This is a genomic window from Reyranella sp., from assembly GCF_044224635.1.
Lineage (GTDB): Bacteria > Pseudomonadota > Alphaproteobacteria > Reyranellales > Reyranellaceae > Reyranella.
Genome location: NZ_JBGAKA010000040.1, coordinates 1 through 20,099 on the forward strand (window position 1 = coordinate 1; position 20,099 = coordinate 20,099).

Sequence of the window (20,099 nt, forward strand, 5' to 3'; positions counted from 1 at the left end):
GGCGGAGTAGCCTCCGCCTGAAGTGGCGCGCTTCTCATCTCCTCCCCAGCTTCGCTGGGGAGGTGGCGCCGTCATACGGCGACGGAGGGGTCACGAGTCACAGTCGCGATGCTCATGACCCCTCCGTCCGCGAAGACGCGGACACCTCCCCAGCAGAGCTGGGGAGGAGCTGAGAAGAGCGCCACTGCCGGCGGAGGTTACTCCGCCTGAAGTGGTGCGCTCCCGGCAATGAGTCACCGCTCCGGCACACGCTCCGCGAGCTCGCGCAGCCAGACGTCGGGGCTGCCGTCGGAGGGAGCGCGCCAGTCGCCGCGCGGCGACAGCGATCCGCCCGACGAAATCTTCGGCCCGTTGGGCAGCGCCGACCGCTTGAACTGGTTGGTGAAGAAGCGGCGCAGGAAGTGCCCGAGCCAGCGGCGGATCTCCTCGAGCGTGTAGGCGCGTCGTGTTCCGGCCGGCAGGTTCGCCGGCCACACGCCCTTCTCGACGTCGTGCCAGGCATGCCACGCCATGAAGGCGATCTTCGACGGCCGGTAGCCGAGCCGCGTCAAATAGAAGAGATTGAAATCCTGCAGCGCGTACGGTCCCACCGACTGCTCGGTCGACTGGATGGTGCCGCTTGCGCCGACTGGAATAAGCTCGGGCGAGATCTCGGTATCGAGGATGTCGTGCAGGATCGCCGCCGTCTCGGCGCTGACGTCGCCGGACGCGGCGACGAACCGGATCAGGTGCTGGATCAGCGTCTTGGAGACCGAGCCGTTGGGATTGTAGTGCGACATGTGATCGCCGACGCCGTAGGTGCACCAGCCGAGGCCCAGCTCGGACAAATCGCCGGTGCCCACCACCATGCCGCGCTGCTGGTTGGCGAGCCGGAACAGGTAGTCGGTGCGCAGTCCCGCCTGCACGTTCTCGAAGGTGATGTCGTAGATCGGCTCGTCCCTGGCGAAGGGATGGCCGATGTCGCCCAGCATCTGGCGTGCCGCCGGCTTGATGTCGATCTCGCCCGCCGTCACGCCCAGCGCCTCCATCAGCCGCCAGGCATTGCGATAGGTCTTGTCGGTCGTGCCGAAGCCCGGCAGCGTGTAGGCGAACACGTTCTTGCGCGGCAGGCCGAGCTGGTCCATCGCCCGGCAGACGACGATCAGCGCCTGCGTCGAATCGAGGCCGCCCGACACGCCGATGATCGCCCGCTCGGTACGGCTCGAGTGGAGGCGCTGGGCCAGGCCCTGGATCTGGATGTTGTAGGCTTCGTAGCAATTGTCGCGCAGCTTGGCCGGATCGGACGGCACGTAGGGAAAGCGCTCGATCGCCCGTTCCAGGCCGACGCCGGCCGCCGGGGCATCGAGCGCGAAGTCGACCTTGCGGAAGCGCCGGACCTTCTCGCCTTCCTGCATCGCGCAATCGGCAAAGCCGTTGTTGCGCAGCCGCTCCTGGCGGATGCGGCCGAGATCGACGTCGGCGCGCACGATGGTCGATTCCTTCTCGAAGCGCGCCGATTCGACGAGCTGGTCGCCGCATTCGTAGATCGCGGCGTGGCCGTCCCACGCGAGATCGGTGGTCGATTCGCCCGGACCCGAGGCCGAGTAGGCATAGGCGGCAATGCCGCGCGCCGACTGGCTGCCGCACAGCAGGCGGCGCGCCTCGGCCTTGCCGATGGTGATGTTGCTGGCCGAGAGATTGACCAGCACCTCGGCGCCGGCCAGGGCGGCGTGGCTCGACGGCGGCACCGGCACCCAGATGTCCTCGCAGATCTCGACGTGGAAGGTGACCTTCACCGTGCCGGTCGAGCGGAACAGCATGTCGGTGCCGAACGGCACGTCGCGGCCAGCCAGACTGATCGTGTGCTCGATCAGGTTGGCGCCCGACACGAAATGCCGCTTCTCGTAGAACTCGCGGTAGTTCGGCAGGTAGGTCTTGGGCACGACACCCAGGACGGCGCCGCCTTGGATCACGATCGCCGAATTGTAGAGCCGGCCGGCCAGGCGCAACGGCGCGCCGACGATCAGGACCGGGAACAGCTCGCGCGAGGCCGCGACCACCTCGGCAACCGAGGCCTCGACCTGGTCGAGCAGGGCATCCTGCAGCAGCAGGTCCTCGATGGCGTAGGACGACAGGCCGAGCTCGGGGAACACCATGATGGCCGCGCCTTCGCGGTCACCGATGCGCGCCAGGCGGATGGTCTCGGCGAGATTGTAGGCGGCGTCGGCGACCCGGGTGCGCGGCACGCAACAGGCGACCCGCACGAACTCGTGCGAATAGAGAGAGTAGAAGTCGGACAAGGGATGGTCGCGGTCTGTGATGGGGTGTCGGCGATTGAGCCTGCCCTCGCATCGCTGTCAAGTCGCGCCGGGGCAGGTCGCTGCCTTGACCTGGATCAAGGTAAAGGGTGCCGCTGCGTGTCGCCCTGCGGACACTTGGACCGCCGCTTGCATGAATCGGTTGGCGCCAGCCTGGGCTTTGGACGAGGACCGATGGATTCTCGCTACTACTCGCTTATTCGCTGCACGAAGGAGGGCCTGCTGGTCGGCTGGGTGCCGGACCTGCCCGGCGTGACCGCCTCCAGCTTTGTCGAGGAGGACGTCGTGCGCGAGCTGTCACGCAGCGCGGGAGAGCTCCTGCAAAAGATTGCCGGCAAGGGATTGCCGACGCCGCGCCCCAGCCCGGCCGATGCCCTCCCCTTCGGCGATCACCACGGACCTTATCGCAGACTGATTCTGGTGCTGGGGTGACCGAGCATGTCCCTTCAGTCTCCTCTCTGGCTTGGCCGCTGGGGTAGTGGACACATCTACAATCCTCCCCCGTCTTGCGGGCCCCGACTACGGGGGGAGGGATTCGAAATGTGTCCACGCGCGAGATCGCCGACTTCCTGGGCGACAAGATCGCGACCGTGGAGCGCAACTACTACCACCACTCCCCCGACTACCTGCGCGGCGCGGCCGACTGGCGATCGAGGGAGGCGGCGCCCGCTGCGGTAGCCTCTGATCCTGCAAACATCCTGAAAATCTGAGTGTGTGGTGACAGCACACAAGAATTGTCACAGGTGCCACACATCGTTGATTCTGTTGGCTTTCCGCGATGGTGGGCGCGACAGGGTTTGAACCTGTGACCCCTGCCATGTCAAGACAGTGCTCTACCGCTGAGCTACGCGCCCATCGCCGGAAGTGCGGTCGTCTACATCGCTGTCCTTCGGTTGGCAAGTATGCGAAGCGCGCAAGCGCACCCATGCGGTCCGCGCAGCCGCACGGTGCGTGACGCGACCCGCCTCGCGCGCTATGAGAACGCGATGGAGTTTTCGCCCGTCGAGCCCGAGTCCCTGGCGTTGGATTGCCGACTGCCGCTTCGCCAGACCGCCCCGGTGGTCGTCGCCTCCCCCCATAGCGGATCTCTCTATCCCGCCTCGTTCCTTGCCCAGGCCGCGGTGCCGTTGGCGGCGCTGCGGCGGGCCGAGGATGCCTTCGTCGACGAGCTGTTCGCGATCGCGCCTGCGATCGGCATTCCCCTGCTGGCAGCGCGCTTCCCCCGCTCCTATGTCGACGCGAACCGCGAGCCCTACGAGCTCGATCCGGCCATGTTCGAGGGACCCCTGCCGCGGCCGCTCAATCACCGCAGCAGCCGGGTTGCCGCCGGCCTCGGCATGATCCCGCGCGTGGCGGCGAGCGGCGAGCCGATCTACCGCACGCGCGTCTCCTCCGACGAGATCGAGCTGCGCCTTTCTGCGTGCTGGCGCCCCTACCACGCGGCTTTGACGTCGCTGGTCGAGCAGACTCATCGCACTTTCGGCAGCGCCTTGCTGGTCGACGCCCATTCGATGCCATCCTCGGCCTCCGGCGTGGGGCCGCGCGAGCGCGAGCAGCGCATCGATATCGTGCTCGGCGACAATCATGGCGAGGCCTGCGCGCCCCATCTGGTGGATTGGGTCGAGCGCTGGCTGGCGGGTCGCGGGCTCCGGGTCCAGCGCAACCAACCTTACGCCGGCGGCTTCACCACCCAGCGCTACGGCCGCCCGGACCTCGGCCGGCACGCCTTGCAGATCGAGATCAACCGGGCGCTCTACATGGACGAGTTGCGCCATGAGAAGCTGCCCGCGGCGGGGACCGTCGAACGCTTGATGAGCCGTCTGCTGGAAGAGTTGGCCGACGAGGCCTCGTCCCATCTGGCGCCCCGCCCCGTGGCGGCGGAGTAGATCGGGTCCACGGCGTGGTGCGGCCCCGGCGATGGGCAACAAAAAAAGGGCCGTGACAAGCACGGCCCGAGTTTAGGGAGGAAACGCCCAAGACGGGCATACAGCAAACAAAGAGGTCGCCGAGGCGACGTTTGCTGCACCCCGAAAATGGTGCATCTGCGAAGAGATTTCAAGAGGAAAAAAAACGTCTGAATTCACTGATTTACCGCCGTTTCATCCTGTGATTTGGGTGTGTCTTTTTTGCAACGCACAATGCGGAAAGCTGGTCTGCAAATAGCGCAAACCTTCCGGGACCACGCGACGGGCGGCGATTCGATAGATTGCTCAATGGCTTGCTTGGACCAACCCGACGGGAGGACGACGTGGCGCGGAAGTTCGTAGTGGCGATGATGATGCATGAAACCAACACATTCTCTCCGCTGCCCACCCCAATAGAATCGTTCGCCCGGTCCGGCGCCCTGTCCGGCGCTCCGGCGATCAAGGAGGCCGAGGGCACCAACACGTCGCTCGGCGGCTTCATCGAGGTGGCCCGCAAGGCCGGCGCCGAGTTCACCGTGCCGATGGCAGCCTCCGCCCATCCGTCGGGCCTGGTCACCAAGGCGGCCTACGAGCAGATGACCACGGCGATCGTCGACGAGGTCAGGAAGGGCTGCGACGCCGTCCTGCTCGCCCTGCACGGCGCCATGGTCGCCGAGCACTTCGACGACGGCGAAGGCGAGCTGCTCAACCGGATCCGCAAGATCGCGCCTGACGTGCCGATCGCGGTGGCGCTCGATTTCCATACCCAGATGACCGACGCCATGATCAAGGGCGCCAGCATCATCACGGGCTATCGCACCTATCCTCACATCGACATGGCCGACACCGCCCGCCGCTCCGGCCGCACGCTGATGCGCATGCTGGCCGGCGAGGTCGAGCCCCGCATGGTGTGGGGCAACCGGCCGATCATGAGCAGCTCGCTGGTCCACACGCCCTCGCGCGAGCCGATGAGGACCTTGATGGGCATGGCCAACCACGCCGAGGACAGCGGTCAGGTGCTGAACGCCTCGGTGTTCGGCGGCTTTCCCCAGGCCGACATCCCTCACCTCGCCCTGTCCTCGGTGATCGTCTGCGACAAACGGACGGCCGAGGGCGAGGTGCTGCTCAACAAGATCCTCGATACCGCGTGGGACAAGCGCGAAGGCTTCCTCTTCCATCCCGAGAAGCTCTCGGTCCAGGTCGCCCGCGCGAAGGCCCTCGACGGCGGCCCGATCGTCATGGCCGACCACGGCGACAACACCGCCTCGGGCGGCACGCAGGACGTCATGAGCGTTGTCGAGGAGGCCATCAATCAGGGCCTCGAGGATGCCTGCGCCGGCCCGATCTGCGACCCCGCCTGCGTCGACCAGATGATCAAGGCGGGCGTTGGCGCCGAGGTGACGCTCCAGCTCGGCGGCAAGATCGACATGCCGGCCATGGGCCTCAAGGGCAAGCCGCTGCAGGTGACCGGCAAGGTCAAGGCGATCACCGACGGCCAGTTCGTCGTCACCGGGCCGATGGCGACCGGCACCACCGTGCGCATGGGCCGCACCGCCGTGCTCGATACCGGAAAGATGCAGATCGTCGTCTCGGAGAAGCGCGCCGAGCCATTCGACCTCGGCGTGTTCACCCATTGCGGCATCGACCCCAGGCGCAAGAGGTACGTGCTGATCAAGTCGCGCCAGCATTTCCGGGCCGGCTTCGAGCCGATCGCCAAGCACATCGTGATGTGCGACGGCGACGGCTGCACCGCCTCCGACCTCGCCCTGTTCAAGTACACCAGGATCAAGCGGCCGCTCTATCCGTTCGACCTCGACATGCGGCTCGGCCGCAACGATTGAACGACCTCCTCCCCAGCGCGGAGTCCGCGCTGGGGAGGTGCCCGCGTAGCGGGCGGAGGGGTCATGGGCAACAAAGATTGTGTGGCCCCTGACCCCTCCGCCCTCGTAAGACGAGGGCACCTCCCCTTCGCGGAATCCGCGAAGGGGAGGAAATTGATGACCACGAATCGGACCCCGGACAATCGTTATGGCCAACTACAACATCGTCATTCGCAACGGCCAGGTGGCCGACGGCACCGGCAAGCCTCTCTTCGCGGCCGACGTGGCGCTGAAAGGCGACCGCATCGCCGCGGTCGAGGCGCCGGGCAGCTTGCGCGGCGACAACGAGATCGATGCCGCCGGCAAGGTCGTGGCGCCGGGCTTCATCGACGTGCACACCCACGACGACACCGCCCTGATCGACAACCCGGCCATGGCGATGAAGGCGAGCCAGGGCGTCACCACCGTCGTGTGCGGCAATTGCGGCGCCTCGGCCGCGCCGTTCGTACGCGACGACATCGGCCATTTCCTGTCGCTGATCGTCAAGAACAAGGCCAACGTGTCGAAGACCTTCGCCGAGTTCGTGGCCAAGGTCGATGCCGCCAAGCCCGCCCTCAACGGCGCCTTCCTGGTCGGCCACTCGACCCTGCGCTTCAACGCGCTCGGCAACGACCTGGCGCGCCAGGCCAGCGCTGCCGAGATCGGCGTCATGCGCGACCTGCTCGACCAGAGCCTCGAGCAGGGCGCCATCGGCATGTCGAGCGGCCTGTTCTATCCGCCGGCGATGGCGGCCTCGACCGACGAGGTCGCCGAGGTCGCCCGGCCGCTCGGCAAGTGGGGTGGCGTCTATACCGCCCACATGCGCGACGAGGGCGACCATATCCTGAAGTCGATGGACGAGACCTTCGAGATCGGCCGCCGCGCCGGTGCGCCGATCATCGTGTCGCATCACAAATGCTCGGGCCGGGCCAATTTCGGCCGCATGGTCGAGACGCTGCCCAAGTTCAGCGAGGCGATGAAGAGCCAAGAGATCGCCTTCGACGTCTATCCCTACATCGCCGGCTCGACGATCCTGCGCAGCGAGATGCTCGATCGCGCCGACAAGGTCCTGATCACCTGGTCCGATACGGTCAAGGACGTGAGCGGCCGCGACCTCGCCGACATCGCGCGCGAGATGGGATGCTCGATCTACGAGGCGGCCGACCGGCTGCAGCCGGCCGGCGCCATCTACTTCATGATGGACGAGAAGGACGTGCAGACGGCGATGGCCCATCCCGGCGCCATGATCGGCTCGGACGGCATTCCGTTCGACACCCATCCGCATCCGCGTCTGTGGGGCACCTTCCCGCGCGTGCTCGGCCACTACTCGCGCGACCTCAAGCTGTTCCCGCTCGAGGACGCCGTGCGTCGCATGACATCGTATTCGGCGCAGCGCTTCAGGCTCACCAGGCGCGGCGAGATCAGGCCGGGCTTCTATGCCGATGTCTGCGTGTTCGACCCGGCGACCGTGATCGACACGGCGACCTTCGACAAGCCGATCTCGCCGGCAAAAGGTATCGACACGGTGCTGTGCAACGGTGCCGTCGTCTGGCGCGACGGCAAATCCGGCGCAGGTCGCGCCGGACGCGCCCTGCGCCGGCAGGACATGCAGGCCGAGGCGAAGGCGGCGGCGTAACTCAAGTCATGTCTTCCGGGCCGCGAGCGTCTCGCTCGCGGTCCGAGCAACGAGTCTATATTGCCGCCTGCTCTTCAATCCGCGCCTTCGTCGCGGCGCGTGCGCTCCATGCGCTCGTGGCGCTCCTGCGCTTCGACCGACAAGGTGGCGATCGGGCGGGCCTCCAGGCGCTTCAGGGAGATCGGCTCGCCAGTCTCCTCGCAGTAGCCGTAGGTGCCTTCCTCGATCGACTTCAACGCCTGGTCGATCTTGGAGATGAGCTTGCGAAAGCGGTCACGCGTGCGAAGCTCGAGGGAACGGTCGGTCTCGGCGGTGGCGCGGTCGGCGAGATCGGGCTGCGCCAGGCTCTCTTCCTGCATGTTCTGCAGTGTCTGATTTGATTCCTCGACGAGTTCGGCTTTCCACTTGAGCAGCTTTTGTCGGAAGTATTCCTGCTGCATCGGATTCATGAAAGATTCGCGGTCCGTCGGCCGATAATTCTGCGGCAACGTAATCGACATCGTCGGCAACTCCACTCGCAGCTACTTCCCGCCTCAAGGGGAAAGACGGGGTCCGTCAAGGCGCGCGGAGTATAGGGATGACGAGCCGCCCTGCAACATCGTTCACGGTTGCCAATCACCACTTGTCGTGCAGTGCAGCAAAAAGTGCTTGGCGGCGATTTTACCCAAGCTGTGCACAATTGTGACGCCAAAGTGACCAATCTTATTGCATCGCAGCAATAACCTGCAGGCCGAGGAGACGACCGAACACGGTGGACAAATCGAACGCGCCATCGATGTGAAAGGCCGCTTGGGCGGCGCCCTCGATTGGCCTTCCCTCGATCAAGGCCGTCACGAACGCGGCCTCGGCACTCGCCAGCTCGACAAAGGCCGCGTCGTCGGGCCGGCGCAGGATCAGCAGTCGCTCACCGCCCGACTCCAGATCGACCGGCGCGGCGTCCGCATCAGGTTGGCTGGCGAGCCAGATGCGTCCTATCGGGAAGCGCGAGGTGATGATGGCCGTCCCCGGCGTGAGCGACAGCGACATCGACGGCAGGCGGTCAGCCTCGATCGCCGCCAGGTCGGGGGCGCCGAGGCCCTCGACAGGCGGCGCATGAAAAGCGCGGCTGAGGGCCCAGTCGAGCCGCGCGACGTCAGCCAGGTAAGGCAGGTCGCGGGCTGGCTCGTAGCCGGTGATGAAGTCCGGCAGGCCGGCACCGTACTCCGACAGAACCGGCTGCCTTGGCATGCATTGCTCGACGAAGGCGCGCGCGAGCCCGCGGAAAAAGCCTTCGCCGACCACGGCCTGAACGGTCGAGAACGTCGTTGCCAGCGCGGCGGCGAGACTGTGCCGGATGTGATGGCGATAGACGTCGAGGCGCGACGCCGCCGAGATCGCATCGCCCGTCACGAGCGCCACCAGCTCGGCCCGCTCCATCCCGCCGAGATGCTCGGCGAATGCCTGCTGCAGGTCAGGCAGCGTGAGCGGCATGCGTGCCTCCCGGGAAGCCGGCGGACGACATCACCGTCCCGGCCTGCGACGCTTCATCGAGCAGGATGGCGAGCGGCGGCACGTCGGTGTCCCATTCGATCAGGGTGGGCCGGGCGCCGAAGCGCCCGACGGTTGCAGCGAACAGCTGCCACACGCCCTCGCTGACGCGCGATCCGTGATCGTCGATCAGGATCGTCTCGCCGTCCGCGTCGTTCACGGCGTGGCCGGCCAGGTGGTACTCGGTGATTGCCGCGCCGGACAGGCCCACCAGCCAGTCGCGCGGATCGAGCCGCAGGTTGTGCGCCGTCACGACGATGTTGTTGACGTCGAGCAGCAGGCTGCAGCCGGTGCGCCGCACCAGCTCGTCGAGGAATTCCGGCTCCGACAGGGTCGAATGCGCGAAGGCGAGATAGCACGACGGATTCTCGATCGCGACCGGACGGCGCAGCGCGTCCTGCAAGCGTCCGACATTGCGCGCGACGACATCGAGCGCTTCCTCCGTGTAGGGCAGCGGCAGCAGATCGTTGAAGTAGCGCCCGCCTTGCACGCTCCACGACAGATGATCGGAGACCAAGGCAGGTTGCAGGCAATCGACCAGCGCCACGACCCGCGCGAGGTGGGCCTCGTCGAGACCCTCGGCCGACCCCAGGGACAGTCCGACCGCGTGAATCGAGAATGCGTAGTCGGCCCGCAGCCGCTCCACCCGCTGCAACGCCGGCGACGGCGCGAGATAGTTCTCGGCGTGGATTTCCAGGAACCCGGTCGCAGGCCGCTCGCGCGCGATCTCGGCAAGATGCGGCGAACGCAGTCCGATTCCGACGGTGGGGGTCATGGTGGTCGAGCCGTCACTTATCTTCTTCTCCTCCCCAGCTTCGCTGGGGAGGTGTCCGCGTCTTCGCGGACGGAGGGGTCAAGAGTCACGAGAGACAGCGAGGCCCATGGCTCATGACCCCTCCGTCGCCGTAAGACGGCGACATCTCCCCAGCGAAGCTGGGGAGGAAAGCGATTCACCCCGCGCTGAGCTTGCCGCCGATCAGCTTGTCGCACGTGCCCTTGGGAACGGAGATCCAGGCGTCGGCCTGGGCGTCCTTCTTGGCGGTGCCGGCGCACGACGACGAGGCGGTCTGGCAGTCGTTCTTGCCGGCCTTGGCGACGCCGTAGCATTTCTCCATGTTGCCCTGGGCGTGGGTGGCGGCCGGCAGGACGAGGGCGGCGGCGAGCGCCGAGGCGATAGCGAGTCGGTTCGGGGTCATCGATGTCCTCCTTGGGTAGGGTCGCAAGCCTTATACGCCAGTTCCGGCTCACCAACCGTCACACGGCGGCTATCGTTTCGATAGCCAGAGGTCACGAAAACTTGTGGCCGGCCATGCGCGCGAATTGCCGCTCGGCAGCGACAAGCGATTCCGGCGTGTTGACGTTCAGGAAGGCGTCCGCGGCCCCCATCCAGGCAAGCTCGGCCAGCCGATGCCGGCCGGCGAATGCCTCGACCCGCCGCACCCCCTCGTCCAGCACGGCACGCCGAAGATCGGCGGCGAGCTTCACCGACCAGATCGCCAGCGTGTGCTCGCGCCGCCGGCCATGGCGCACCATGAGCACGTCCGGCTCCGGAACATGCATCAGTCCGCACAACCTCACCGTGAGATCGAGCGGCAGGAACGGGACGTCGGCCGGTGCCGTCAGGATCCAGCCGGCATGGGGGTGATGCCGCCGCGTCCATTCCATGCCGGCCAGGATGCCAGCCAGGGGCCCCAGCCGCCGGCCGTCGCGGCGCGCGGCACGCTGCAGGTCGGGCGGATCGGGAATGATCGGGACTTTCAGGGCGCGCGTTCCCGGCAGAGGGTCGTTGGCCACCACCACGAGGTCCATGACCTGCGGCCGCAACCGATCGACGACATGGGCGACCATCGGCCGGCCGCCGAGCCGGCGCAGCGGCTTCAGCACGCCCGGGCCCATGCGCCGTCCCTCGCCGCCCGCCAGCACCACGCCGACCACCGCCCCCGCCCGCACCGGACCAAAAACCTGCTTCGCCTTCGTCGCCATGCGCTGCACTATGCGGCCCGCGTTCGCGCAGACAAGGGGAGAACGACATGGCGTTCAGCGTTGCCAAGGCCGCCAGCTGGATTCATTCGGTGCACAAGGCGCGCGCCGTCGTCGGCTGGTGGCCCGCCCAGTACACGATCGACGACGAACGAACCGCCTACAAGGTCCAGGACGCGGTGCTGAAGAAGCTGGTGCCCCGGCAGGGCCCGCTGGTCGGCTACAAGATCGCCCTCACCTCTCCGCAGATTTGGGAGCAGACCGGCCTGCGCGGCCCCGCCTACGGCCCGATCCGTCGCCGGCGCGTGTTCGAGCACAAGGCGTCAGTGCGGGCCGACCGCTGGGCCCGTCTCGGCGTCGAGCTCGAGATCATCCTGACGGTCAACGCCGACGTGCCCGCCCCCAAGGGCAAGGGCTACGACAAGGACTCGATCGCCCCCTATGTCGGTGATGCGCGCGCCGGCTTCGAGCTGATCGACGACCGCGGCGCCGATTACAGCCGCCTCACCGTCAACTGGCTGGTGATGGATGTCGGCTGGAACGGCGGCTCGCTGCTCGCCAAGCCCAACAAGAACTGGAGCAAGCTCGATCTCGCCAACCTCAACGGCTCGATCGCCTTCGACGGCACGGTGGTCCGCACCGGCCACTCGGGCGACGTGCTGGGCCATTGCTACAACTCGCTGGCCTGGCTTGCCAACAAGCTCGGCGAGCACGGCAAGAGGCTCAGAAAAGGCATGATCGTGTCGACGGGCAGCATGGTCGCCTGCCAGTTCGTGCCGCCCGGCAGCACCGCCGTCGGCCGCGTTGAAGGCCTGGGCGAGGTGACCTTGAAGTACGAGCTGCCGAAGTAGCACCGCTCACAATCTCGCGGCCCGAAAGAGCATGATCACAATCTCTCGGCCAGCACCGCATCCGGCCGCAATCGTCGCCAGGACAGGCGATGCACGGCATCGCGTCCTACCACCAGCGCATCGTAGTCATCGGGGAAGAGCTGGGCGATGGCGGGGTCGAGGGCGTTCAGTCCCCCGGCATAGGCGCCGAATGCCGGCAGGATGAGGCGCCGTCCATCGGTCAGGAAGCAACGCCGGCGCAGCCCGCGGCCGCGGACGGTGAGCGCCGCCACCGGGTGAAAATGGCCCGAAATCTCGCCGTCGGCCGGACCGAAGCGCGCTTCGTGACGGAAGATCAGAGGGCCCTCGCCGATCTCCGCGGCGGTCTCCCCCCATCTCGCCGGCGGCGGCGCCGGATCGTGGTTGCCGGCGATCCAGACGAAACGCGCGCGCGAGGCGAGCCGCACGATCTCGCGCTGCTCGGCTTGCGGCAGGCGCGCCGCCGCACCGCAGTCGTGCAGGGAATCGCCGAGGCAGACCACGGTCGCCGGTTGCCACGTCTCGACCAGGCCGGAAAGCAGGCCCAGCGTCTGCCGCGTGTCATGGCGCGGCAGCAGCTTGCGTGCCGCGACGGCGTACGACGAACCCTTCTCGAGATGCAGGTCGGCGACCGCCAGCAGGCGCCGCGTCGGCCAGTACAGAGCACCCGCCGGCAGGGCCTGCAGGCGCTCACCGGCACACTCGAAATCGAACGGCGTCATGGATGGATCGGCCATCGAACTGCGGCAAGGATGTGGCGAAGCGGCATACGTCCACGATTGACCCGATGCAGCGCGCTGCGCAAGGTTCCCCGATGCTTCGCCTTGTGAACACCCTTGGCGCCGCCGGCCTCACGCTCCTGGCAGCGATCTGCCCGGGCGCCGCCGACGCGCAGGTGCAGCCGCATCGCGCCGAGTACGCGCTGCGCCTGGGCGTCGCCGCCAATGCGGCGCGCATCGGCACGGCGATCAACGATCTCAGCCAGGACTGCGCCGGATGGCGGCTCAAGCGCGACATCAGGAGCGACATCGCCCTCACCACGTCGTGGCGCATCAACCTGTCCTCGAAACTCGACGCCGAGGAGTCGCGGGCCGTGCTGCGCTACAACACCGTCCAGATCCAGAACGGCGGTCAGCGCGAGATGAAGGGCCGCGTCCAAAAACGTTCCGGCGAGACCCGTGCCGAAATCGTCCTGGGCGAGGGCTCCCCGCAGCAACTGGTCCTGCCGCCGCCGACCATGCTGCCGGTTGCCGCGCTCGACTATCTGATCGACAGGCTGCGCGCCAAGGCCGCTTCCTTCCCCGCCCTGATGTTCGACGGCGAAGTGATCAGCGACGCTTTCCTGGTCGACGTGACCGAGCAGGATCGTGCCAGCCTGCGCCGCGCCCGGCCGGGTGACCGGATGTCAGTGCCGCACGGCCAATCGTGGCCGGTGTTCCTGTCTTTCACCCGCGCACGCCAGCAGGATCAGCGACCGCTCTTCACCGTGCAGGCCCTTGTCTACGACAACGGCGTCGTCGACCGCCTCACCGTCGAGACCGGCCTGGTCAGCGTCACCGCCGACCTCCAGTCGCTCGACATGCGCCCCGCCCCGGTCTGCCCGAGGTCGTAGCCGCGTCGCGAGTCATCGTCTCACGGCAGCCTGGCATCTTTCATCCACCACGCTGGTCCCTGACGTATCCCCTTCATGTCCCACGCCATCGTCTGGTTTCGCGCCGATCTTCGCCTGGCCGACAACCCCGCCCTCGCGGCTGCCCTGGAGGCGGGGCACGCGGTCATTCCGGTCTATGTCCTGGATGAGGAAACGGCGGGGATCCGTGCCTTCGGGACCGCCGCGCGCTGGTGGTTGCGCCAGAGCCTGCAGGCGCTCGATGCGGCGCTGCGATCGCGCGGTTCGCGGCTGGTCCTGCGGCGTGGTCCTGCCGAGCAGGTGATCGACGAACTGGTCACGCAATGCCAAGCTGACGCGGTTTATTGGAACAGGCTTTATGATCCCGCCTCGCGCGACCGTGATGCCCGGCTGAAGCAGTCCCTTCTCGCACGCGGCGTGACGGCACACAGCTTCAAGGCGAGCCTTCTGACCGAGCCTTGGGAGGCGCGCACGAAGGCGGGGTTGCCATTCAAGGTTTTCACTCCCTTCTGGCGGGCCTGTCGGGCGCAGGCCGACCCAGGTCGGCCGCTCGACGCACCGACCCGACTGCCACGGCCTGCCGGTTCGTTGGCCGGTGCTTCGATCGCGTCGCTGCTGCATCAGGAGACGCCTTCGGACCTCGCGGCGCATTGGACGCCCGGCGAGGCGAGCGCCGTCGACCGACTCGCGTCGTTCCTTGACGACGATCTGGAAGCCTATCACCGGCAACGCGACATTCCCGCCGTCGACGCAACGTCGCGCCTGTCGCCGCACCTCGCCTTCGGCGAACTGTCGCCGCGGCAGATCTGGCGGGCGGTGACGGCGCGCCGGCCGTCTCCCGGGGGCGAAAAGTTCCTCGCCGAGATCGGCTGGCGCGAATTCTCCTACAATCTGCTGTTTCATGTCGGCGGGCTCGACCGCCACAGCATGCGGGCCGAGTTCGATGACCTGCCATGGCGCGATCAACCGGAATTGATCGACGCCTGGAAGCATGGCCGCACCGGCTACCCCATCGTCGACGCCGGGATGCGCCAGCTGCTCGCGACCGGCTGGATGCACAATCGCGTGCGCATGATCACGGCTTCGTTCCTGATCAAGCATCTGCTGGTCGACTGGCGCATAGGCGAGCGCTGGTTCTGGAATCGCCTGGTCGACGCCGACCCGGCCAACAACCCTGTCGGCTGGCAGTGGGTCGCCGGCAGCGGCGCCGATGCCGCGCCCTTCTTTCGAATCTTCAATCCGGTGCTCCAGGGCGAGAAATTCGATCCAGCCGGCGCCTACGTGAAACGCTGGCTTCCCGAGCTGGCGCACCTGCCGCCGAATTCGACCCATCGTCCGTGGACCGCCGATCCGCCGCTCTCGCAGCAGCGCTATCCCCAACCAATCGTCGATCACGCATCCGCGAGGCAGCGGGCGCTCGATGCGTTCGCCGGCCTCAGGCGGCGCCCCTTGAGGTCCCCCTGATCAATCCGCCGTCCGCGAGCCGACGTATCGGGACAGGACAATTGCCTGCGGGGGACTTCGACAATGAAAATCGCCGTTATCGGCGGAGGCGTCGGTGGACTGGGTGCCGCCTGGCTGCTCAGCTGTCGCCACGAGATCGTCGTCTACGAACGGGAGAATCGCTTCGGCGGCCATTCCTGCACCATCGACGTCGACACATCAGTTGGACGGCTGCCGGTCGATGTCGGCTTCATCGTGTTCAACGAGCGAAACTATCCCAATCTGGTTGCGCTGTTCGACCATCTCGGCGTCGCCACCGAAGCGTCCGACATGTCGTTCGCCGTCAGCCTCGACGATGGCCGCTTCGAGTATGGCAGCTCGTTCGGCGGCTATCTCGGCCAGCGGTGCAACCTGGTACGGCCGTCCTTTCTGCGCATGACGCACGACATCCTGCGCTTCAATCGCCTGGCGCCCCGTCTCCTGGAGAAATGCGAGGACCTCAGCTTCACGATCGGCGATTTCGTCAAGGATTCTGCCCTGGGTCAGGCTTTCCGCGATCGCTATCTGATGCCAATGGCCTCGTGCATCTGGTCGACACCGCCCGGGCGAATGCTCGACTACCCCGCTCAGACCTTTGTGCGCTTCTTCGCGAACCACGGCCTGCTGACCATCGGTCCGCAACTGCAATGGCGCACGGTGCGCGGCGGCAGTCGCTCCTATGTCGAGCGCCTGGTGACGCCGCTGCGTCGCGCGGCCCGCCTCGGGAAGGCGGTCGGCACCATTCGGCGCGCCGCAGATGGCGTGCACGTGCGCGACGCGACGGGCCACTGGGACCGCTTCGACAAGGTCGTGCTGGCCTGCCACGCCGACCAGGCGCTCGCGCTGCTGGGCGATGCCGACGCACGCGAGCGCGACCTGCTCGGCCGATTTGCCTATTCGACCAACGCCGTCTGGCTGCACGGCGATGCGTCCCTGATGCCGCGCCGACCGTCGATCTGGTCGAGCTGGAACTACGTCGCCGAACGCGCAGACCGTGCGAGCCCGGTCAGCGTCACCTACTGGATGAACCGACTGCAGAACCTGCCTGCCGCGGCGCCGCTCTTCGTCTCGGTCAATCCGGGTCGCCTGCCGGGGCCGGCGATGACGCACGCCCGCTTCAGCTTCGAGCATCCGATGTATGACGCCCCGGCGATCCGCGCCCAGCGCGAGCTGCATGCGATCCAGGGCATACGCGACGTCTATTTCTGCGGCAGCTACTGCGGCTACGGATTCCACGAGGACGCCTTGTCGGCCGGCCTCGATGTCGCCGAGCAGCTCGGCGTGCGACGTCCGTGGCCGCTGCCGGGCGAGCATCGCCGCGTCGGCGATCCGCCGCGCGTCGTCACCGGCCGGCCCGCGCTCGGACCGCACCCGCTGCCGGTGATGGCGCGGATCGCCCCGGCGACGTCATGAGCGCCGGTCCGCACAGCGTCATCGACGCCACGATCGTGCATCGGCGGCTGCGCCCCAAGGTCAACGGCTTCCGCTACCGCACGGCGTATCTCTGTCTCGACCTCGGGGCCTTGGATCGGCTGGCGGGGCGCTGGCTGAAGCTCGATCGCGGCGGCCTGGTCGCCTTCCATCGCGCGGATCACGGGGCACACGATGGATCCGATCTCGGCGCCTGGCTGAGGCAGGCCCTGGAAGGCTACGGCCTGGCCGGCATCTGCGATGGCGCGGTCACCCTGATGACCATGCCGCGGCTGCTGGGCTACGTCTTCAACCCGGTGAGCTTCTGGTTCTGCCGTGACCGCGCCGGCGCGCTGCGCGCGGTGCTATGCGAGGTCAACAACACCTTCGGCGAGCGCCATTGCTACTTGGTCCACCACGATGACCGGCGACCGATCGAGGCGGAGTGCTGGCTGGAGGGCCGCAAGACCTTTCACGTGTCGCCGTTCCTGCCGGTCGAAGGCGCCTATCGCTTCCGCTTCCGCCTCGACGCCGAGCGCGCCCACGTCGACGTCAACTATCACGATGCGGCTGGCCTGATGCTGGCAACATCGGTCGGCGGCAGGCGGCGCGCGCTCGACGACCGGGCGGTGCTGCGGTACTTCCTGGCCAACCCGACGATGACGCTCGCCGTCATCGTCAAGATTCACTGGCAGGCCTTGCATATATGGCGCAGGCGCGCGAGATTTTACAGTAAGCCACCGCCGCCAGCAGAACTGGTAACCCGCTGATCCAGACAACGACATGACGCTCGCTGCCCGCTTCGTTCTCAAGGCCCTCGCCCGCTTTGCCGTTGGTCACCTGACCCTGCGGTTGCCTGACGGTTCAGCACGCGTCTTCGGTAATCCTGCGGCCGAGCCGGCCGCCGATCTGCAGGTCAACGACTGGCGCTTCTTTCGCCGCGTCCTGCTCGACGGCGACATGGGATTTGCCGAAGCCTACATGGAGGGGCTCTGCGATTCGTCCGATCTCGCCGGACTGATCGCCCTCCTGGCGGAGAACGAGAAGGCGCTCGGGCGCATGGCGCGGCCCAACCTCGTGCACGGCCTGCTGCTCCGCCTGCTGCATCGCCGCCGCGACAACTCCCGGTCGGGCGCCCGTCGAAACATCCACGCCCATTACGATCTCGGGAACGAGTTCTACCGCCTGTGGCTCGATCCCTCGATGACCTATTCGTCGGCACTCTATGCCGGCGAGCGCGGCAAGCCGCTCGAAGCGGCACAAACCGCCAAGTACGAGCGCATCCTCGACCAGATCGGCGCGAAACAGGGGGACAGCATCCTTGAGATCGGCTGCGGCTGGGGCGGCTTTGCGGAGACCGCGGCGCGGCGCGGCATGCGGGTCACCGGGGTCACCATATCGAAGGAGCAGCTCGACTACGCGTGCGAGCGCCTGCAACGGGCCGGTCTCGGCGATCGTGTCGATTTACAGTTCCGTGACTATCGCGACATGACCGGGCGCTACGACCATATCGTCTCGATCGAGATGATCGAGGCGGTGGGCGAACGCTACTGGCCGGACTATTTCGCGGTGCTGAAGCGCCATGTGGCGCCCGGCGGATCGGCGCTGGTGCAGGCCATCGTCATCGCCGACGAGCTTTTCGACAGCTACCGTCGTCGGCCCGACTTCATCCAGACGTATGTCTTCCCCGGCGGCATGCTGCTGTCGCCGGAAGCCTTGCGCGAGCAGTGCAGGTTGGCGGGCTTGAAGGTCGCCGAGCTCTACAGTTTCGGCCTGGATTATGCCCGCACCCTCGATACCTGGCTGCGGCGCTTCGACAGGGTGGCCGATCAGGTCGCCCGGCTGGGCTTCGACGACCGGTTTCGCCGCATGTGGCGCTATTATCTCGCCTACTGCGCAGCCGGCTTCTCGACCCGCCGCACGGACGTCTTGCAGGCGCACTTCCGACATATATAACTGGCAGCAATCATAGGCACTGAAACCGGTGCGGACAGGGAAGGCCGTCGGGTGACTGCAGGATCGACCGGGTACGCGACAGCGGCACCCGTCAAAATCAAGTTCGACCGATTGGTCGCCTATTCCACCTTGCAGTTGCCGCTCGCCATGGCGGCCCTGCCCGTCGTGCTGAACGTCAGCCACTTCTACGGTGAGATCCTGAAGCTGTCGCTTCAGATCATGGGCCCGATCTTCATCTTCTGTCGGGTCGTGGACGCCATCCAGGATCCGGTGATCGGCCTGATCAGCGACCGTTTCACGCGCTACGGCAAGCGCGGCCGGCTCGCCTTCGTGGCGCTGATGACGCCGCTCCTGGGCGGCGGCTTCTACATGCTGTTCGATCCGCCCGACGGCTGGTTCGGCAATCAGACGCTGATGGCGGTCTGGCTGACCCTGGCGTTGTTGCTGGTCCATCTCGGCTATTCCGGCGTGTCGATCAGCTATCACGCCCATGGCGCCGAACTCACCGACGACTACAACGAGCGCACCCGGGTAACGGTGGGCCGCGAGGTTTTCGGCCTGCTCGGGATGACCGTGGCGGTGGTGTTGCCGACCTGGCTCACCGCCAAGTTCGGTGACTCGGCGGGCTACAGTGCGCTCGGCCTGATCTTCCTGCCCATTGTCCTGCTGTTCTGTCTGCCGACCTTCGTGTGGGCAGGGCCGTCGGTCCATCCGGCGGTCGTGCATCCCAAGGGCACGGCCTTCATCGCCTTCTTCGCACCGCTCAAGAACCGACTGTTCCGCCGCCTGCTGCTGATCTTCGTCGTCAACGGCGCAGCCCTCGGCGTCGCCGTGACGGTGATGCTGTTCTATGTCGAGCACGTGCTGAAGGGTGGCAAGCTTCAAGCCGGAATCATCCTTCTCACCTATTTCGTCGCCGGGGCTGCCAGCGTGCCGCTCTGGCTGATGTTGTCGCGCCGCCTCAGCAAGGCCGCCGCCTGGTTCACGGGCATCGTCCTGACGGCGGTCGCCATGTCGCTCGCGCTGTTGATCGGACCTGGCGATTTCTACTGGTTCCTCGCCATCTCGGTGGTGACCGGGATGGGCATCGGCGCCGACTACGGCCTGCCGCCCTCGATCCTGGCCGACGTCATCAACTCGAGCGAAGGCGGCGACACCAAAGGCAAGACCGGCACCTACTTCGGCCTGTGGGCGCTCGCCACCAAGCTGGCCACGGCGATCGGCGCGGCCGGCTCGCTGCCGGTGGCGGCGATGCTGGGCTTCAACCCGGCGACCGGCCATTACGGCACGACCGCACTTGTCATCGTCTATATCGTGCTGCCTGTGCTGATCAAAATCGGCGCCGGCGTTCTGATCTGGTTCATCCGCATCGAAGCCGAACGCGGCTCCGTCCGCGACGAGCTGATGCGGCGCTGAATTCTTCGCTGGGGGCGCGCCACCCCAATGGCGCGTCATCGCCCGTCTCGAGAAGAAGATCGCGCCACTGGAGTGGCGCGCCCCCAGCTTCATGACCCTTTTGCCCCTTCCGGACCGCGGGCGGAACGCCCGC

General features: G+C 66.9%; 19 protein-coding genes and 1 tRNA gene. 12 read left to right on the forward strand and 8 right to left on the reverse strand.

What is annotated here, in order from left to right:
* Positions 1-233: 233 nt before the first annotated feature.
* Positions 234-2,279, reverse strand: a complete 2,046-nt coding sequence (locus ACILR9_RS27550) for an NAD(+) synthase (RefSeq protein WP_395713181.1) — start codon at positions 2,277-2,279, stop codon at positions 234-236.
* Between the two features lie 192 nt (positions 2,280-2,471).
* Between ACILR9_RS27550 and ACILR9_RS27555 the strand changes: the two genes are divergently transcribed.
* On the forward strand, positions 2,472-2,729 hold the full coding sequence (locus tag ACILR9_RS27555) for a hypothetical protein (protein ID WP_395713182.1): 258 nt from the start codon (positions 2,472-2,474) through the stop codon (positions 2,727-2,729).
* Between the two features lie 110 nt (positions 2,730-2,839).
* Positions 2,840-3,007 (forward strand): hypothetical protein, encoded by a 168-nt coding sequence (locus tag ACILR9_RS27560; RefSeq protein ID WP_395713183.1) that lies wholly within the window; start codon positions 2,840-2,842, stop codon positions 3,005-3,007.
* Positions 3,008-3,076: 69 nt separating this feature from the next.
* Here ACILR9_RS27560 and ACILR9_RS27565 read toward each other — a convergent pair.
* Positions 3,077-3,151, reverse strand: a tRNA-Val gene (locus ACILR9_RS27565).
* Between the two features lie 132 nt (positions 3,152-3,283).
* Here ACILR9_RS27565 and ACILR9_RS27570 point away from each other — a divergent pair.
* The 3 genes from ACILR9_RS27570 to ACILR9_RS27580 all read left to right on the forward strand — a co-directional run bounded on the left by ACILR9_RS27570 (position 3,284) and on the right by ACILR9_RS27580 (position 7,696).
* Positions 3,284-4,183, forward strand: coding sequence for an N-formylglutamate amidohydrolase (locus tag ACILR9_RS27570; RefSeq protein ID WP_395713184.1), 900 nt, complete (start codon positions 3,284-3,286; stop codon positions 4,181-4,183).
* 362 nt (positions 4,184-4,545) lie between these two features.
* Positions 4,546-6,042 (forward strand): M81 family metallopeptidase, encoded by a 1,497-nt coding sequence (locus ACILR9_RS27575; RefSeq protein ID WP_395713185.1) that lies wholly within the window; start codon positions 4,546-4,548, stop codon positions 6,040-6,042.
* Between the two features lie 187 nt (positions 6,043-6,229).
* Complete coding sequence (locus tag ACILR9_RS27580; protein ID WP_395713186.1) at positions 6,230-7,696, forward strand: amidohydrolase family protein; 1,467 nt, start codon at positions 6,230-6,232, stop codon at positions 7,694-7,696.
* Between the two features lie 74 nt (positions 7,697-7,770).
* Here the strand turns inward: ACILR9_RS27580 and dksA are convergent, their stop codons facing one another.
* From dksA to mobA, 5 genes are all read right to left on the reverse strand, one after another.
* Positions 7,771-8,196 (reverse strand): RNA polymerase-binding protein DksA, encoded by a 426-nt coding sequence (dksA, locus tag ACILR9_RS27585; RefSeq protein WP_395713187.1) that lies wholly within the window; start codon positions 8,194-8,196, stop codon positions 7,771-7,773.
* A 202-nt stretch (positions 8,197-8,398) separates the two neighbouring features.
* The gene (locus tag ACILR9_RS27590; protein WP_395713188.1) at positions 8,399-9,166 is read right to left on the reverse strand and encodes a putative DNA-binding domain-containing protein; all 768 of its coding nucleotides are present in this window, start codon (positions 9,164-9,166) and stop codon (positions 8,399-8,401) included.
* Positions 9,147-9,998, reverse strand: a complete 852-nt coding sequence (locus ACILR9_RS27595; RefSeq protein ID WP_395713189.1) for a DUF692 domain-containing protein — start codon at positions 9,996-9,998, stop codon at positions 9,147-9,149. The genes ACILR9_RS27590 and ACILR9_RS27595 overlap by 20 nt, the downstream gene beginning before the upstream one ends.
* 175 nt (positions 9,999-10,173) lie before the next feature.
* On the reverse strand, positions 10,174-10,419 hold the full coding sequence (locus ACILR9_RS27600) for a DUF2282 domain-containing protein (RefSeq protein WP_395713190.1): 246 nt from the start codon (positions 10,417-10,419) through the stop codon (positions 10,174-10,176).
* A gap of 91 nt (positions 10,420-10,510) precedes the next feature.
* Entirely contained in the window at positions 10,511-11,206 is a 696-nt protein-coding gene (gene mobA / locus ACILR9_RS27605) for a molybdenum cofactor guanylyltransferase (RefSeq protein WP_395713191.1), read from the reverse strand.
* Between the two features lie 47 nt (positions 11,207-11,253).
* On the opposite strand from mobA, the gene ACILR9_RS27610 reads away from it, so the two are divergent.
* Positions 11,254-12,054, forward strand: coding sequence for a 2-keto-4-pentenoate hydratase (locus ACILR9_RS27610; RefSeq protein WP_395713192.1), 801 nt, complete (start codon positions 11,254-11,256; stop codon positions 12,052-12,054).
* Positions 12,055-12,089: 35 nt separating this feature from the next.
* Here ACILR9_RS27610 and pdeM read toward each other — a convergent pair whose 3' ends face one another.
* Positions 12,090-12,809, reverse strand: a complete 720-nt coding sequence (gene pdeM / locus ACILR9_RS27615; RefSeq protein ID WP_395713193.1) for a ligase-associated DNA damage response endonuclease PdeM — start codon at positions 12,807-12,809, stop codon at positions 12,090-12,092.
* A gap of 77 nt (positions 12,810-12,886) precedes the next feature.
* On the opposite strand from pdeM, the gene ACILR9_RS27620 reads away from it, so the two are divergent.
* From ACILR9_RS27620 to ACILR9_RS27645, 6 genes are all read left to right on the forward strand, one after another.
* On the forward strand, positions 12,887-13,684 hold the full coding sequence (locus tag ACILR9_RS27620; RefSeq protein WP_395713194.1) for an EipB family protein: 798 nt from the start codon (positions 12,887-12,889) through the stop codon (positions 13,682-13,684).
* 75 nt (positions 13,685-13,759) lie between these two features.
* Positions 13,760-15,166, forward strand: a complete 1,407-nt coding sequence (locus tag ACILR9_RS27625; RefSeq protein ID WP_395713195.1) for a cryptochrome/photolyase family protein — start codon at positions 13,760-13,762, stop codon at positions 15,164-15,166.
* 63 nt (positions 15,167-15,229) lie between these two features.
* Positions 15,230-16,597, forward strand: coding sequence for an NAD(P)/FAD-dependent oxidoreductase (locus ACILR9_RS27630; RefSeq protein ID WP_395713196.1), 1,368 nt, complete (start codon positions 15,230-15,232; stop codon positions 16,595-16,597).
* Positions 16,594-17,364, forward strand: coding sequence for a DUF1365 domain-containing protein (locus ACILR9_RS27635; RefSeq protein ID WP_395713197.1), 771 nt, complete (start codon positions 16,594-16,596; stop codon positions 17,362-17,364). The genes ACILR9_RS27630 and ACILR9_RS27635 overlap by 4 nt, the downstream gene beginning before the upstream one ends.
* A gap of 13 nt (positions 17,365-17,377) precedes the next feature.
* Entirely contained in the window at positions 17,378-18,550 is a 1,173-nt protein-coding gene (locus ACILR9_RS27640; protein ID WP_395713198.1) for a class I SAM-dependent methyltransferase, read from the forward strand.
* A 51-nt stretch (positions 18,551-18,601) separates the two neighbouring features.
* Positions 18,602-19,966 (forward strand): MFS transporter, encoded by a 1,365-nt coding sequence (locus tag ACILR9_RS27645; RefSeq protein ID WP_395713199.1) that lies wholly within the window; start codon positions 18,602-18,604, stop codon positions 19,964-19,966.
* Positions 19,967-20,099: the final 133 nt, after the last annotated feature.

Bases quoted from the DNA above. Each gene is read 5' to 3' on its own strand.
- ACILR9_RS27590 (WP_395713188.1), bottom strand. From the start codon at position 9,166: ATGCCGCTCACGCTGCCTGACCTGCAGCAGGCATTCGCCGAGCATCTC.
- ACILR9_RS27555 (WP_395713182.1), top strand. From the start codon at position 2,472: ATGGATTCTCGCTACTACTCGCTTATTCGCTGCACGAAGGAGGGCCTG.
- ACILR9_RS27630 (WP_395713196.1), top strand. From the start codon at position 15,230: ATGAAAATCGCCGTTATCGGCGGAGGCGTCGGTGGACTGGGTGCCGCC.
- ACILR9_RS27595 (WP_395713189.1), bottom strand. From the start codon at position 9,998: ATGACCCCCACCGTCGGAATCGGACTGCGTTCGCCGCATCTTGCCGAG.
- ACILR9_RS27600 (WP_395713190.1), bottom strand. From the start codon at position 10,419: ATGACCCCGAACCGACTCGCTATCGCCTCGGCGCTCGCCGCCGCCCTC.
- dksA (WP_395713187.1), bottom strand. From the start codon at position 8,196: ATGTCGATTACGTTGCCGCAGAATTATCGGCCGACGGACCGCGAATCT.
- ACILR9_RS27620 (WP_395713194.1), top strand. From the start codon at position 12,887: ATGCTTCGCCTTGTGAACACCCTTGGCGCCGCCGGCCTCACGCTCCTG.
- ACILR9_RS27635 (WP_395713197.1), top strand. From the start codon at position 16,594: ATGAGCGCCGGTCCGCACAGCGTCATCGACGCCACGATCGTGCATCGG.
- ACILR9_RS27610 (WP_395713192.1), top strand. From the start codon at position 11,254: ATGGCGTTCAGCGTTGCCAAGGCCGCCAGCTGGATTCATTCGGTGCAC.
- ACILR9_RS27570 (WP_395713184.1), top strand. From the start codon at position 3,284: ATGGAGTTTTCGCCCGTCGAGCCCGAGTCCCTGGCGTTGGATTGCCGA.
- mobA (WP_395713191.1), bottom strand. From the start codon at position 11,206: ATGGCGACGAAGGCGAAGCAGGTTTTTGGTCCGGTGCGGGCGGGGGCG.
- ACILR9_RS27580 (WP_395713186.1), top strand. From the start codon at position 6,230: ATGGCCAACTACAACATCGTCATTCGCAACGGCCAGGTGGCCGACGGC.
- pdeM (WP_395713193.1), bottom strand. From the start codon at position 12,809: ATGGCCGATCCATCCATGACGCCGTTCGATTTCGAGTGTGCCGGTGAG.
- ACILR9_RS27640 (WP_395713198.1), top strand. From the start codon at position 17,378: ATGACGCTCGCTGCCCGCTTCGTTCTCAAGGCCCTCGCCCGCTTTGCC.
- ACILR9_RS27625 (WP_395713195.1), top strand. From the start codon at position 13,760: ATGTCCCACGCCATCGTCTGGTTTCGCGCCGATCTTCGCCTGGCCGAC.